Source organism: Enterobacter sp. 120016 (assembly GCF_018383635.1).
Lineage (GTDB): Bacteria > Pseudomonadota > Gammaproteobacteria > Enterobacterales > Enterobacteriaceae > Enterobacter > Enterobacter asburiae_D.
Genome location: NZ_JAHAWC010000017.1, coordinates 12,360 through 26,602, shown reverse-complemented (window position 1 = coordinate 26,602; position 14,243 = coordinate 12,360). Strand labels below are relative to the sequence as shown.

17 protein-coding genes and 1 pseudogene are annotated in these 14,243 nt (G+C 54.2%); 10 read left to right on the top strand and 8 right to left on the bottom strand.

The window, feature by feature from the left end; translation table 11 throughout:
- Nucleotides 1-170: 170 nt before the first annotated feature.
- Nucleotides 171-1,070 (top strand): AraC family transcriptional regulator, encoded by a 900-nt coding sequence (locus tag KIF87_RS19360; protein WP_213330218.1) that lies wholly within the window; start codon nt 171-173, stop codon nt 1,068-1,070.
- 48 nt (nt 1,071-1,118) lie between these two features.
- Here KIF87_RS19360 and yghB read toward each other — a convergent pair whose 3' ends face one another.
- Nucleotides 1,119-1,778: a DedA family general envelope maintenance protein YghB gene (yghB, locus tag KIF87_RS19355; RefSeq protein ID WP_063145578.1), complete on the bottom strand. Its 660-nt coding sequence runs from the start codon at nt 1,776-1,778 to the stop codon at nt 1,119-1,121.
- Nucleotides 1,779-1,921: 143 nt separating this feature from the next.
- Nucleotides 1,922-3,109 (bottom strand): cystathionine beta-lyase, encoded by a 1,188-nt coding sequence (gene metC / locus KIF87_RS19350; RefSeq protein ID WP_213330217.1) that lies wholly within the window; start codon nt 3,107-3,109, stop codon nt 1,922-1,924.
- Nucleotides 3,110-3,361: 252 nt separating this feature from the next.
- On the opposite strand from metC, the gene exbB reads away from it, so the two are divergent.
- The 3 genes from exbB to KIF87_RS19335 all read left to right on the top strand — a co-directional run bounded on the left by exbB (nt 3,362) and on the right by KIF87_RS19335 (nt 6,248).
- Nucleotides 3,362-4,093 (top strand): tol-pal system-associated acyl-CoA thioesterase, encoded by a 732-nt coding sequence (exbB, locus tag KIF87_RS19345; RefSeq protein WP_213330215.1) that lies wholly within the window; start codon nt 3,362-3,364, stop codon nt 4,091-4,093.
- Between the two features lie 4 nt (nt 4,094-4,097).
- Nucleotides 4,098-4,523, top strand: coding sequence for a TonB system transport protein ExbD (gene exbD, locus KIF87_RS19340; protein WP_023309173.1), 426 nt, complete (start codon nt 4,098-4,100; stop codon nt 4,521-4,523).
- Between the two features lie 273 nt (nt 4,524-4,796).
- On the top strand, nt 4,797-6,248 hold the full coding sequence (locus KIF87_RS19335; RefSeq protein ID WP_213330213.1) for a methyl-accepting chemotaxis protein: 1,452 nt from the start codon (nt 4,797-4,799) through the stop codon (nt 6,246-6,248).
- On the opposite strand, the gene KIF87_RS19330 is transcribed toward KIF87_RS19335, so the two are convergent.
- Complete coding sequence (locus KIF87_RS19330; RefSeq protein WP_159514903.1) at nt 6,245-6,694, bottom strand: cytoplasmic protein; 450 nt, start codon at nt 6,692-6,694, stop codon at nt 6,245-6,247. The two genes, KIF87_RS19335 and KIF87_RS19330, sit on opposite strands and share 4 nt — an antisense overlap.
- Nucleotide 6,695: 1 nt before the next feature.
- A complete protein-coding gene (locus KIF87_RS19325) occupies nt 6,696-7,100 on the bottom strand; it encodes a hypothetical protein (protein ID WP_032659974.1) in 405 nt (134 codons plus the stop codon).
- Nucleotides 7,101-7,203: 103 nt separating this feature from the next.
- Between KIF87_RS19325 and KIF87_RS19320 the strand changes: the two genes are divergently transcribed.
- A complete protein-coding gene (locus KIF87_RS19320; protein ID WP_213330211.1) occupies nt 7,204-7,707 on the top strand; it encodes an ESA_00282 family adhesion-associated protein in 504 nt (167 codons plus the stop codon).
- Between the two features lie 81 nt (nt 7,708-7,788).
- The gene (locus tag KIF87_RS19315; RefSeq protein ID WP_047347852.1) at nt 7,789-8,277 is read left to right on the top strand and encodes a TIGR00645 family protein; all 489 of its coding nucleotides are present in this window, start codon (nt 7,789-7,791) and stop codon (nt 8,275-8,277) included.
- A gap of 93 nt (nt 8,278-8,370) precedes the next feature.
- On the opposite strand, the gene KIF87_RS19310 is transcribed toward KIF87_RS19315, so the two are convergent.
- The gene (locus KIF87_RS19310; RefSeq protein ID WP_213330209.1) at nt 8,371-9,411 is read right to left on the bottom strand and encodes an aldo/keto reductase; all 1,041 of its coding nucleotides are present in this window, start codon (nt 9,409-9,411) and stop codon (nt 8,371-8,373) included.
- Between the two features lie 219 nt (nt 9,412-9,630).
- Between KIF87_RS19310 and KIF87_RS19305 the strand changes: the two genes are divergently transcribed.
- From KIF87_RS19305 to KIF87_RS19290, 4 genes and pseudogenes are all read left to right on the top strand, one after another.
- On the top strand, nt 9,631-11,178 hold the full coding sequence (locus KIF87_RS19305; protein ID WP_213330207.1) for a methyl-accepting chemotaxis protein: 1,548 nt from the start codon (nt 9,631-9,633) through the stop codon (nt 11,176-11,178).
- A gap of 128 nt (nt 11,179-11,306) precedes the next feature.
- Nucleotides 11,307-11,561: a hypothetical protein gene (locus KIF87_RS19300; RefSeq protein WP_213330205.1), complete on the top strand. Its 255-nt coding sequence runs from the start codon at nt 11,307-11,309 to the stop codon at nt 11,559-11,561.
- Nucleotides 11,562-11,855: 294 nt separating this feature from the next.
- Nucleotides 11,856-12,304 (top strand): annotated as a pseudogene (locus KIF87_RS19295) (hypothetical protein).
- A 179-nt stretch (nt 12,305-12,483) separates the two neighbouring features.
- The gene (locus KIF87_RS19290) at nt 12,484-12,762 is read left to right on the top strand and encodes a hypothetical protein (protein ID WP_213330203.1); all 279 of its coding nucleotides are present in this window, start codon (nt 12,484-12,486) and stop codon (nt 12,760-12,762) included.
- 44 nt (nt 12,763-12,806) lie between these two features.
- Here KIF87_RS19290 and KIF87_RS19285 read toward each other — a convergent pair whose 3' ends face one another.
- From KIF87_RS19285 to KIF87_RS19275, 3 genes are all read right to left on the bottom strand, one after another.
- A complete protein-coding gene (locus KIF87_RS19285) occupies nt 12,807-13,133 on the bottom strand; it encodes a helix-turn-helix domain-containing transcriptional regulator (RefSeq protein WP_023333393.1) in 327 nt (108 codons plus the stop codon).
- Nucleotides 13,134-13,145: 12 nt separating this feature from the next.
- The gene (locus KIF87_RS19280; RefSeq protein ID WP_213330201.1) at nt 13,146-13,478 is read right to left on the bottom strand and encodes a type II toxin-antitoxin system RelE/ParE family toxin; all 333 of its coding nucleotides are present in this window, start codon (nt 13,476-13,478) and stop codon (nt 13,146-13,148) included.
- A gap of 157 nt (nt 13,479-13,635) precedes the next feature.
- Entirely contained in the window at nt 13,636-14,226 is a 591-nt protein-coding gene (locus KIF87_RS19275) for a TetR/AcrR family transcriptional regulator (protein WP_023333391.1), read from the bottom strand.
- Nucleotides 14,227-14,243: the final 17 nt, after the last annotated feature.

The window sequence follows — 14,243 nt, the reverse complement described above, 5'->3', positions numbered from 1 at the left end:
AACCGTGGTGGCGCAGAGGGCTACCTGATGCTGCACATTGTGGCTTTCCGGGGCCAGGCTCTCAATGCACATTCCTGCCGATGTCTTGCCCATTTCTACAGAGCGCTGGAGAAAGCGCGGAAAAGCACGCACACTGTCAACGTCGGAAACCGTACCCGGAGTAACGTAATATGAACCGTGAAGCGATCTGCCATCAGCTCACTACGCAGATTAAAAGACTGATAGATAACGAAAATGGCGTCAGTGGCCTACTTCCTGACATTCGCCTGCTCTACGGCACGCAGCCCGGAACGCGCACGCCGGTCATGTACCAGCCGGGCATCGTTTTTCTCTTCTCGGGCCATAAAATTGGCTATATCAACGAGCGCGTGTTCCGCTACGACACCAATGAATACCTGCTTCTGACGGTACCTTTACCCTTCGAATGTGAAACCTTCGCGACAGAGGCCGTTCCGCTGGCCGGTATTCGCGTCAACGTCGATATTCTTCAGCTGCAGGAGCTGCTGATGGAGATAGGTGAAGACGAGTTCTTCCAGCCTTCGATGGCGTCGAGCGGGATTAACTCGGCGACGCTGTCGGAAGATATCCTCTGCGCCATTGAGCGTCTGCTGGACGTGATGGAGAGGCCGCTGGACGCGCGCATTCTGGGCAAGCAGATTATCCGCGAAATTCTCTACCATGTGCTGCTGGGCCCGGGGGGCGGGGCGTTGCTGGCCCTGGTGAGCCGACAGACCCACTTCAGCCTGATAAGCCGCGTGCTCAAGCGTATCGAAAGCCAGTACACGGAAAACCTCAGCGTCGACCAGCTGGCGGCGGAAGCGAACATGAGCGTCTCGGCGTTTCACCATAATTTTAAATCGGTGACCAGCACCTCGCCGCTGCAGTACCTCAAAACCTACCGTTTGCATAAGGCGCGGATGCTGATGATCCACGACGGCATGAAGGCCAGCGCGGCGGCAATGCGGGTGGGTTACGAAAGCGCGTCGCAGTTCAGTCGGGAGTTTAAGCGCTATTTCGGCGTTACGCCGGGAGAAGATGCATCACGCATCCGAACGATGCAGGGAGCCTGACGGGAAATGTAGGCCGGGTAAGCGATAGCGCCACCCGGCTTTGTTGAATTATGCGCTGCAGTACTTCTTCTTAATCACTACCGCAATAGTCCCCACCAGTCCCGCCACCAGCAGGAACATCGGCAGCACCATCAGGAAGGTCATCACCTGATCTTCGTGGTGTTTCACAAAGGGGATCATATTCAGCGCGTAGCCGAGCGTGGTGACTACACCCACCCACAGCAGGGCGCTCAGCCAGTTGAAGAACTGGAAGCGGCGGTTCGACAGACCGGAAATGCCCGCCATCGTAGGCAGAAGGGTGCGAACAAACGCCAGGAAACGCCCGGCCAGCAGCGCCAGCAGGCCGTGCCGGTCAAACATGCAGGTCGCACGCTGATGATATTTATGCGGTAGCTGCGCCAGCCAGCCCTTCACGACGCGGGTATTCCCCAGCCAGCGGCCCTGCAGATAGCTCAACCAGCAGCCCAGGCTGGCTGCGGAGGTGAGAATAACCATCGTTGACGTGAAGTCCATGACGCCTTTCCCGATTAACGCCCCGGCAAGTAAAAGCAGGCTGTCACCGGGTAAAAAAGAGGCTGGCAGTAATCCATTTTCCAGAAACAGAGTTGCGAACATCACGAGGTAAACGATACCGACGACGTGAGGATCCGCCAGCGCGGCAAAGTCGTGATGCCAGAGCGCCGCGATAATATCTTGAATAACAGCCATGGACTTTCCTGTGGAGCAGCAGATATAGCGCTATTGTACTCCCTTATTCGCCCGTCGGGTTTGATCCCGGGCGCAACTCATGCAGACTTTTCTGCTTGCGGTGTCCACAAATGCGTCCAGGGAGTACATTTTCAGCCAGCACTCTACACGATACGCTCGAACCCTGCTGCTAAATCGGCAATCAGATCGTCAACATTTTCTAAACCGATATGCAGTCGAATCAGGGTACCGCTGAAGTCCACTTCTCCGCCGGGGCGCAGAGCCGCAACCTGTTCCGGCTGGTTAGGCAGGATCAGGGATTCAAAACCGCCCCAGGAGTAGGCCATGCTGAAGAGGGTAAAATTATCCAGATAGCTCGCCAGCTCGTCGTTATTCAGCCGTTTTTTCAGCACGAACGAGAACAGACCGCTGCTGCCCGTAAAGTCACGCTGCCAGAATTCGTGGCCTTTACTGCCCGGCAGCGCGGGGTGATTAACGCGCTCAACCAGCGGATGCTGCGCCAGCCATTCGGCCACCTTCAGGCTGCTTTCATGGTGCTGACGCAGGCGAACGCCCAGCGTGCGGATACCGCGGCTGGTCATGTAGGCCGTGTCTGCGTCCACCATCTGGCCCATCAGGTAGGCATTTTCACGCAGCTGATCCCAGCAGCGCGCGTTGGAGACCGCAGTGCCAATCATGCCGTCAGAGTGGCCTATCAGGTACTTCGTCGCCGCCTGAATCGAGATATCAATGTCGAATTCCAGCGCCTTAAACAGCACGCCTGCCGCCCAGGTGTTGTCGATCATGATAATCGCATCCGGCGCTTTGCTGCGTACGGCTTTCACGATAGCCGGCACGTCGTGAACTTCCATGGTGAGTGACCCCGGAGATTCCAGGAACACAATGCGCGTGTTTGGCTGAATAAGTTCGGCAATGCCTTCACCAATCAGCGGGTCGAACCAGCCGGTCGTTACGCCGAGCTTGTTGAGAATTTTGGTGCAGAAGTCCTGGCTGGGCTCGTAGGCGGTGTTGGTCATCAGGATGTGATCGCCCTGTTCCACAAACGCCAGAATCGTGTTGGCGACCGCAGCCGCCCCGCACGGGAACAGCGCGCAGCCCGCGCCGCCTTCCAGCTCGCACATCGCCTCCTGCAGAGAAAAATGGGTTAGCGTGCCGCGACGGCCATAAAACAGCCCGCCTTTCGCGCGGTTGCGCGTGGCGATTTTTTTCTCCTCAACGGTATCAAACACCAGCGAGGAGGCTCGTTGAATCACGCTGTTGACCGATCCCTGAGTATATTTTTTGCTGCGTCCTGCCTGTACCAGCGTGGTATCAAGATGCTTTTTTGTCATGTTCGCTAACCCTGTTTTTTATACGTCTGGACGTCCAGACTACCACGATTGGAAAAAACTGCACCCGGAGGCTTATCGAATAAGCAGAAAATATTAGCAAAAAACCGCATAAGAAATTTTTACTGCGTAAGCGCAAGGAAAGTGAGCGAAAATTACGGCACCATGCAAATACTAATGAGAACTACTATCAATTCGACGACGTTTTGATATTATTACGCTCAGATTTTGTGATTTGCGTCCTGGAGATACAGAGTGGGTAATAATTTGATGCAGACGGATCTCTCCGTTTGGGGCATGTATCAGCATGCTGACATCGTGGTTAAGATTGTGATGATCGGCCTGATTCTGGCGTCCGTTGTCACCTGGGCTATCTTCTTCAGCAAAAGCGCCGAGCTGCTTTCGCAGAAGCGTCGCCTTAAGCGCGAACAGCAGCAGCTGGCTGAAGCCCGCTCTCTGGATCAGGCTTCTGATATGACCTCATCCTTCCACGCGAAAAGCCTGACCAGCATGTTAGTTAATGAAGCACAGAACGAGCTGGAACTCTCCGCTGGCAGTGAAGATAACGAAGGCATCAAAGAGCGTACCGGTTTCCGCCTGGAGCGTCGCGTTGCGGCCGTGGGCCGACACATGGGCCGCGGCAATGGCTATCTGGCGACCATCGGTGCGATCTCGCCGTTCGTCGGCCTGTTCGGTACCGTCTGGGGCATCATGAACAGCTTCATCGGCATCGCGCAGACCCAAACCACCAACCTGGCGGTGGTTGCACCAGGCATCGCGGAAGCGCTGCTGGCGACGGCGATCGGTCTGGTTGCCGCTATCCCTGCGGTGGTTATCTACAACATCTTCGCGCGTATGATTGGCAGCTACAAAGCCACGCTGGGTGACGTTGCCGCGCAGGTTCTGCTGCTGCAAAGTCGCGATCTCGACCTGAATGCCAGCTCGGTTAAGCCGGTGCACGCGGCGTCTAAACTGCGCGCAGGTTAATAGTATGGCGATGCGTCTAAACGAAAATCTGGACGATAACGGCGAAATGCATGAAATCAACGTGACGCCGTTTATCGACGTTATGCTGGTTCTGCTGATTATCTTCATGGTGGCTGCGCCGCTGGCGACGGTGGATGTGAAGGTCAATCTGCCTGCCTCTTCCAGCCAGCCCCAGCCGCGCCCGGAGAAGCCTATCTACCTGTCGGTGAAGGCGGATAAATCCATGTTCCTTGGGAACGACCCGGTGACGGCCGACTCGGTCATCCCGGCCCTGGAGCAGCTTACCGGCGGTAAGAAGGACACCACGGTCTTCTTCCGTGCGGATAAAACCGTTGATTATGAAACCATGATGAAGGTAATGGACACGCTGCATCAGGCGGGTTACCTGAAGATTGGACTGGTCGGCGAAGAGAAAGCGGCCTCGAAGTGATAAAGAAGCTGGCGAAAGCCGGCTTTTTTGTTTGTTGCTATGTTAAATCGTTATTATTTTCTGCTTTATATCCCCATTCTTCATATTTATTTATCAATAAAGCCATAATTAATAATCCATTGATAGTTAAGTAAATATCAGTATTCGGCTGCATCATTAAAATATATCGTTTGCTGAAATGGCGTCGTGGAATATCCCCACTACGCTTAAAAAAGATAATAAAAACAGACCTTCTTCGAAGGATCTTTTCACCTGCACAGCAAGAGACTCCCTATGGCTACGATGACATGGCTGTATCCGCACGCGCCTCAAAACGATCAGTTTTCGCTTTCCGCAATTCGACGACGCGCCGACAGGCTCATTCTGGTGCTTATCTGGTCGCTGTGGGGGATCTCGCTGGGAGTCGGATATATGAACGAGAATATTGTGCAGGGGGCTGTTGTCGGTACCTCTCTGGCCAGTCTATCGACGCTGCTGACGCTGCTGTTTCCCGGCGCGCTGCTGCTCCGCCTGAGCTCTGCTTTTGTGCTAATGGCCTTTTCCGCGTTGCTCATTCATCTGGGCGAGGGGGAAACCGAATACCATTTCTCAGTTTTCGTCCTGCTTTCCGCGCTGCTTGCCTGGCGAGACTGGCGGCCCCTGGTGATGGGGGCGGCGGTCATCGCGTTACATCATCTGGTGTTTAACTATCTGCAGGAGAATGACCTTTATGGCGTCGTGGTGTTCATGCACACCGGCTTCCATATGGTGGTTTTTCATGGTCTGTTTGTGGTGGTCCAGACCGCGATCCTGGTCCTGCTGGCGATACGAATGGAGCAGGACGCCCGCTCTGCGAGCGAGGTGGCAGGGCTCGCGGGCGTGATCAACCGCGAACCTGGGTACCTCACGCTTGCCGTCGATGCGGTACCTGCAGAGTCTCCTTTTGCCCGCACGTTCAGCCTGACGCTTGGCACCATGCGCGCCACGCTTGAGCAGGTCAGCGCCAATATTGGGCAACTGCTGGAGGCATCCCGCGCGTTAGGACAGCGCAACAGCGCGCTGTCGGAACGTACCGATCACCAGGCAAGTTCGCTGGCAACGGCGGCCAGTGCGATGGAACAGTTAAGGGCCGTCGCTACCCTGACCAGTGAAAAAGCCAGCCAGGTCAGGGAGGTGGCGTTCAGCACCAGTAACGTGGCGGAGCAGGGGGGCCATAACGTACGGCAGGCGATTGCGGCAATGGAGCACATTCGCGAGGAGTCGCAGCGTATTTACGCCATTCTGGAGCTGATCGACGGGATTGCGTTCCAGACAAATATTCTGTCGCTCAACGCCTCGGTCGAGGCTGCAAGAGCGGGCGAACATGGTAAAGGCTTTGCTGTGGTTGCCTCAGAAGTGCGTGTATTGGCCCAGCGCAGCGAGGGGGCGGCAAAAGATATCCGCCAGCTTCTGACCACATCGCAGGCGACCACGCTGCAGGGCGTCGAGCAGGTTGAGCACGCCGGTATGACAATGAAGTCGATCATTGAGAGTATCGAAGGGCTTCGCTCTCTGCTGGAAGAGCTGTCGCAGATGAGCGAGCAGCAGCGGGCAAGCATTGCGCAGATGAACGACAGCATTGCCAGCATCGATGCCAGCGTGCAGGAGAATGTGCGTCACGTTGCGCAAACATTGCAGGTGGCCGACGCGCAGCGGCAGCAGACGGGTCAGTTAAAAGAGGCGATTGCCGTATTCAGATTTAACTAGCTTTTCGGTTCGGCGGGGGCGCTGGTGCCAGACGCCAGCGCGTCCTCATCAAGCGCAACGCAGGTGACGTTTGAGGTACGGTACTCACCGTCTGACAGCTTGCGCGTCAGACGCAGGGTGGCGATTTCTCTGGCAAGCAGATACTGATAATTGGCCTCAAGACGTCCTAGAAGCTTCTCTTTCAGTTCTGGCCGCTGTTCAATGATGGCATTCATCACGGCACCGTAAATTTCTTCTTTGACCTGTAGCGGATAAATATCGCGGCGATTCTGCCATTTCAGACGAACCAGCGTCGCCGGGATCGATACCAGGTCTTGTGTAATACGCGTCATCTCGTCATTTTTTGTGTTTCTTAGTGCGTCGAGATTTTGCTTTAAGATAAATTCATCACTTTTTTTATCATCTAAAGTCAAATAAACGTCGTTATTTTTAACTTCTTTTTTCACGTTAATCTTCCCCCAGGCTATAAAAAATTGGGTTGTTTTTTTCGCGAGTAATTAAATTAAGCCAAATTTCATTGCCCGCTTCATTAATCTCTTCGGTTTTTTCGGCTATTATTTGACTTAGTTTCTGGGCATCTATTTCACCTTCGGCCTGCAGATCATTCAGCAGGTGGACAAAGGCTTCAATTTTTATGGCGCGAAATAAGCGGTCTTTTATATGGCGATCGTGCTCTTCCAGCAACATATTTCGGGATTTGCCAGTTCGGGAAACACCAATTAATATATCGGGCTCGAAATCAGAGAGCTTTCTTTTCCCCTGAGTGAAACTGGCCTCTTTTTCTGCTTCCGTCGGTTGCTGTTCCACAGGCGTGATGTGGTACTTAGCCGGGACGAGATAGTCGGGCAGCATTTTTAATTTCCTTTAATTTCAACAGGGTGGGGTTGGTAAAGGCGTGAGATTCGTTGACAATATCATGAGGCAAATTTAAAATCAAAAAAAATGGAGCCTACCCATGAACAACATCTTTTTTACGGTCATCACATTACTATTACTGACCGCTGGTGTTCTTTTATTGATGCAGGAGTTCAATAAAACGAAAGTGTCGAAAGACACCAGTGAACCCCCGCAACCTGAACTGATGACAAAAGAGGAAGGTGAAGACCATTTCTCTGTATTGATGAACTCCGTTACACCTGTCTGGTACTGGCGGGTGAACCACGAATATATCGACTTTTTACACGCGACAATTAAACGCATGAAAATGTCGGAAATTAATGATACGCCCGGACTGTTTGAGGCGCAGCGTCGCTGTAGCGACCTGAATTCAGCAGTGTATAAATATTATGACAATATCAAAAAGCGCTGCCTTAACGGCGAGAAGGTCTCTTATTCCGATCTGGACGTATTAAATTTGCGGCAGTGTTTTCGCGAGTTCAGCCTGGAAGCCTATCCTGAGCTGGTGGCGCTTGTCTGGCCGGAGTACGCACGTCCCGAGGTTAACCCGGACAACGTCTGAGTGACGTACCGTTGAGTTATTGCAAACAGTCAGCGCCGTTGAGATATACTGGGCGCTGGTTTCTTTTGCAAACAGGACTTTATGGAACGCTTTTTTGAAAATGCCATGTACGCCTCTCGCTGGATACTGGCCCCCGTCTATTTTGGCCTTTCGCTGGCACTTGTCGCGCTGACGATTAAGTTCTTTCAGGAAATCTGGCATGTTCTGCCGAACATTTTTTCCATTGCCGAAGCGGATTTGATTCTGGTTCTGCTGTCGCTGGTGGATATGACCCTGGTGGGCGGGCTGCTGGTGATGGTGATGTTCTCCGGCTACGAGAATTTTGTCTCCCAGCTTGATATCGACGAGCGTAAAGAGAAGCTCAGCTGGCTGGGCAAAATGGATGCTTCGTCGCTGAAGAATAAGGTGGCCGCGTCGATTGTGGCGATCTCCTCTATCCACCTGTTGCGCGTGTTTATGGACGCGAAGAACGTGCCGGATAACAAACTGATGTGGTACGTCATCATCCACCTGACGTTTGTGCTGTCTGCGTTTGTGATGGGGTATCTGGATAAGATCAGTAAGAAGTAATTTCCCCTCACCCTAACCCTCTCCCACAGGGAGAGGGAATAGTTAGCTCCCTCTCCCTGTGGGAGAGGGCCGGGGTGAGGGCATCAGACCGCACTATTTATCCGACGACGCCTGCCACAGATTTAACTCCCCATCCGCAACATGCTGGTCAATCCGCTTGAGTTCGTCTTCCGTAAAGCGCAGGTTTTCCAGCGCCTGAACATTCTCTTCCAGCTGTTCCGGGCGGCTTGCGCCAATCAGCACGGACGTCACGCGCGCATCTTTCAGCAGCCAGCTTAGCGCCATCTGCGCCATGGTTTGACCACGGGCATGTGCCATCTCATTCAGTAAACGCAGACTGCTCAGGTTGGCGTCGGTCAGCATCTTCTGCGTCAGGCCGCGCGCTTTATTCCCCTCGCGCTGCATGCGTGAACCTTCAGGAATACCGTTCAGGTATTTTCCGGTAAGCAGACCCTGCGCCAGCGGGGTAAAGGCAATACACCCCGTACCGTTTGCTTCCAGCGCATCCAGCAAGCCGGTCTTATCGACCCAGCGGTTAAGCAGGTTATAGGACGGCTGGTGGATCAGCAGCGGGATCTTCCACTCGCGCAGCAGCTCGGCCATTTTTTGTGTGCGCTCGGTTGAGTAGGAGGAAATGCCCACATACAGCGCTTTGCCGCTCTGCACGGCGTGGGCCAGCGCAGAGGCCGTCTCTTCCATCGGCGTGTTTTCATCCACGCGGTGGGAGTAGAAAATATCCACGTACTCGACGCCCAGACGCTTCAGGCTCTGGTCGAGGCTGGCGAGCAGATATTTACGTGAACCGCCCGAACCGTACGGCCCTGGCCACATGTCGTAACCCGCCTTGGTGGAGATAATCAGCTCGTCGCGGTACGCGGCAAAGTCCTCACGCAGCAGGCGGCCGAAATTCTCTTCCGCGCTACCCGCCGGCGGGCCATAGTTATTGGCGAGATCGAAATGGGTGATGCCGAGGTCGAAGGCTTTGCGCAGCAGCGCGCGCTGGGCATCCAGAGGCTGGACGTGGCCGAAGCTATGCCACAGACCGAGCGACAGCGCGGGCAGGCGCAGGCCACTTTTCCCGCAATAACGGTATTGCATATTCTCATAGCGGCCGGGGTAAGGGTACCAGGACATGATGTCTCCTTTTCTTATCGATAATTTTTTGAAACGTCGTTTTCATTCTGAACTTATCACATCACAAAGAGCGAAGATAATGGTTAACGGCGGCTGTGCGACCAGTGAAGCCACGCTAATTAAAAATGATCACAAAACGTTATAATTTCCCTCGTTCCTGCCGATAACGAGAGTAGTACTCGCCTCTGGGCGAACTCACCCTCACGGCAAGGAAGACTTATGAATATGCTCCGTAATTTCACGATCCGCTTCGTCATGCTGACGATCCTCGGGATCTTTTGTTTAATGTGGGCGGGTGTTGGCTTGTACAGCACCTGGTCACTTTCTCGCGTAACGGATGGTAATGAAGTCGATCGCCAGCTGGTTAAACAGATGACGGTACTCAGCCAGGGCAACGATCAGTATTTCCGCTTTGTGACCCGTCTGAGCCGCGCAATGGAAGTTAAAGCCGCAGGCGGCACGCCGGATTTGGCTTCTGCCCAACAGGCGCTGGATAACATGGGCAAGAAACTGGCCGAGATGAAAGCGATCTCCCCAGGCCCAATGGATGAGCAGGTCTCTTCCCGGGTGATCGGCACCTGGCAGGCGCTGCTCGAACAGGGCGTCACGCCGCAAATGCAGCAGGCAAAGCTGGAGTCTCTGGAAGGGTATCGTCAGCAGGCCAATAACGTCACGCCACCGCTGAGCCGGGCCTTCGGCGCGGCCGCTGAGGAATTTAACAATGCTGCCGCGAAGTCGCTCGACAGCACCCGCGTGGTGGTGGACGGCCTGACAAGCATGACCCGCACGGTGATAATCGTCGCCACGATTATCGGCCTGCTGATCCTGCTCTTCACCGACCGCTACCTGGTGGCGATGCTGGTTAAACCGCTGGACCGCATTCGCCAGCAGTTCCGCCAGATTGCCCAGGGCGATCTCAGCCAGCCCATTGAGCCGTTTGGCCGCAACTGCGTGGGGCAACTGGTGCCGCTGCTGAGCGCCATGCAGGACAGCCTGCGCGAAGCGGTCAGCACGATTCGCTCCGGCAGTGAAAATATCTGGCGCGGCGCGACGGAAATCTCCAGCGGTAACAACGATCTCTCTTCCCGTACCGAAGAGCAGGCGGCTGCGCTGGAAGAGACGGCAGCCAGCATGGAACAGCTGACCGCCACGGTGAAACTGAACGCGGAAAGCGCGCGTCAGGCCAGCCAGCTGGCCGATGTGGCCTCAACCACCGCCAGCCGCGGCGGCTCGCTGGTGGAAGAGGTGGTAACCACCATGAGCGGGATTTCGGAAAGCTCGAAGAAAATTGCTGAAATCACCAACGTGATCAACAGCATTGCCTTCCAGACCAATATTCTGGCACTCAATGCGGCGGTTGAAGCGGCGCGCGCGGGCGAACAGGGGCGTGGTTTCGCGGTGGTGGCAGGTGAAGTTCGCAACCTGGCAAGCCGCAGCGCCAACGCGGCCAAAGAGATTGAGGGGCTGATTACCGACTCCGTTTCCCGCGTAGAGCAGGGGGCGAAGCTGGTGGGCGACACCGGCACTACCATGGATGCGATTTTGCGTGACGTGACGGAGGTGACGACCATCATGAAGCAAATCGCTTCCGCCTCTGAGGAGCAAAGCAAGGGCATTTCGCAGGTCGGGATTGCTATTACCCAGATGGACGGCGTGACCCAGCAAAACGCCTCGCTGGTGGAAGAGGTTTCCGCGGCGGCGGCGGCGCTGGAGCGCCAGACCGAAGATCTTCAGCGCTCGGTGCAGAAGTTCCGCCTGACGGCATAACGCAACGTTGCAAGGCCGCCTTGTGCGGCCTTGCATTATTAACGCCTTCCCCATTCAGCGCGCGCTGAAGCTGCTATTCTTTTGCTAATCCCCCTGACGTTCTGGGCTCTCTTCTATGAGGTGTTGCTATGAACAGACCGTTATCTGTCATCCCTGTTCTCTCTTTCATTTTTCTGATGCTGTTCTCGGTTTTTGCCAGTGCGACCCAGCAGGCGCAGGAACGGCGCGTGGCGCGAGATGTCAGGCAGGAAACCCGCGACGCGTCACGGCAGGTGAAGCAGGCCTGCGTGGCGAACAATAACCAGAGTAATCACGACTGCCGTCAGGACAAGCGTCAGATGAAACAGTCCGGAAGACAAAAAGCGCGGGACATTAAGTATTAATCAGATTTGCGAGACGGCTTCCGGGAATGCCCCTTGTCGCCTCGCGCTAATCGCAGTATCTTCTTGCCGCGCCTGCAAAATCAGGCGTCGGGATTGGAACCCTGAGTGACTTTATCGGCGACATGAGAAGCTTTATGTCGTACGCTTTGCTGCACCTCAATGGTGGGCTGGCGGGGGCATCGCAAGATGCGCCGGTATCCGATAAAGCCGGTAGTTCCAACCTCGCACAGTCCACCGCCATGAGATTGGAACCTCTGACGGTGGGTTTTAAACCATTTATCGGAGGCTGCCATCATGGCTACAACCCCAACCCAGACACACGCGTTATTTACCACGCCGTTTTCTCATACCACCGATTACACCGAACTGGCGGACAACTGCGAGCACTATGCTTATTCTTTGGTGGAGTGTGACGACATTACTGAGAAGCTGGCGTTATGCGGGCGTCTCTCCACCTGCCTGTCGCTGCTGCAATCCACGCTCCATGAACCGGTTCCGGCGCATTTGATCCCGCATTTTGTCGTGAACGATCTTCCCGCACGGCTGCCCGCTTTCGAACCGGAGAGCGACCAACTCGGTCAATACTGCCAGGTTTTAACCCAGTTGCTGATTAGCGCGCCCTGCCACAGGAGATGGCGCGCGTGATAGAGGATTTGCTGTGTGAGCTGGTGGGATATTACGCCGATACGCTAAAAGCGCCGCGCTGGATAAATACGCCGGAAGGAAATATCGCGATTAATTAAGATTGTTTTCTGTTGCCGGGTGGCGGCTGCGCCTTACCCGGCCTGGGTTATTATTTTCATGTGTTAATGTAACAATATATTTGGCATTTTCTGCACCATAAATACGATGGCTATTAATATAGTCTTAAGCTTATCCCTGCATTATTAATTTTCTTATTTTACCGGAAATAATACAGTCTATGAAAAAACTCTATATTGTATTGGCCGCCATGGCAGGCCTGGCTATGGTCAATTCAGCAATGGCGCAAAGCGTCACCGTGGATGTTCCGAGCGGTTATAAAGTAGTGATTGTCCCGTCATCCACCACGGTTCCGCAGGCGGTGACCGTTGCGCCAGCACCGTCACAAACTGTCTATGCCGCGCCAGCGCCTGCTCCGGTTTATCACCAGCGTGCGCGCCATGTGGCGAGCGTGGCTGAAGGGATGGTGATTGAGCATCAGTACGACGATCATCATTGATGCTTCGCCCGGGTAGTACATCCGGGCCTATTTTGATGCACCTCTCACGCTGTTGCGTTTAATCCTGCTGTTGCAATTCGGGAAATCGGGTTTCCCGTTGCAGATGCCACTTCTGCGATACGCTTAAATGAGGGGTTACCGTTTGGTGAAAGTGATTTGTAGAGTGATTCGCGGGAAATACCTGCACGTTTTGCGATAACGGTCATCCCGCCAGAGGCTTCAATGACATGCCGTAAAGCCAGCATGAACGCCTCATAGCCTCCGGGCTCGTCAATTTCAATGAAAGCCTGATGAAGATATACGGGCGCGAAGTCCGGAGAATCTTTCAGGAGTTGTACCATTGCGTCATCATGTAGTACTGATTTAGCCATTGCGATTTCCTCTTATATTCTGCGCTTGTAGTCGTTGAGGTACTCAACGGCCCTTTCAATATCTGCATTTTGCTTTTTTTTCGTTCCAGTCAATAACACCAGACTCACTGCGCCATCTGCCGGATCGGAGACTTCGCTGAAATAGACACGGTAACCCGGCCCCTGGTTAATTCTGAGCTCTGAAACGCTCTCTCTGCATGGCTTGCAATCACCATAGTTACCCGTTGAGATTCTGGCGACACGCGTAGCAATCATGGCTTTTGCTATGGGATCTTTAACACTTCTCAGATATGCATCAGAAGGATCATACCCGTCAGCTGTGATGTAGTGTTTAACCTTAGCCATTATTGTAGCCTGTAGTTTACGATAAGCAAATGCATTGTAATCTTCAGGCTACGACGGGCAACTGTTCACAGGGTTGTGACAGTGGGGAAGATGTGATTTCTGAAAGCGGATCGCAAATATTCGAGACCGTTGTGTTCGGCCTTTCTCAGCTTCACACTCAGCAATGCGGCAGCAGGCTAAGCGCTTGCTTAACCGCCGCCTGCAAACGAGATTCCGGAACACCGTCCCTGGCCTGCACCGACAAACCATGTAAAAAGACGGCAAAATAGTCTCCCAGACTCTCTGCATCGGTGGTATCCGGCAGTTCACCGTTATGCACTGCCTGATGGAGACGGTCGATGATCTGCTGCGTACGCTGCAGGCGATGCTGTGCCAGCCAGGTTTTGAGCGTTTCATTTTCCGCACTGACGCTGGCTGCAGAGGCCACCACCATACATCCTTGCGGCAAATCCGGATGGCAGTACAGGTGAACCGCATCCATTAACAGCGTCTGGATGGTATCCCGCACGTTGCCCCCTGCGGATAAGGCCCGATCCGCAAAACCGCCTTCCTGTTTTTCGTAATCGGCGATAGCTTCCCGAAAGAGCTGCTCTTTTGAACCGAACGCCTTGTAAATTCGTGCCGATGCAATCCCCAGTTCTGCCACCAGATCCGACATTGAGGTTCCTTCATAACCCTGTCGCCAGAACAGGTTGCGCGCTTTGATAAGCGCCTGGTCACGATCGAACTGGCGCGGTCTGCCTGCCATTTTGTTGCTCCGGTTGG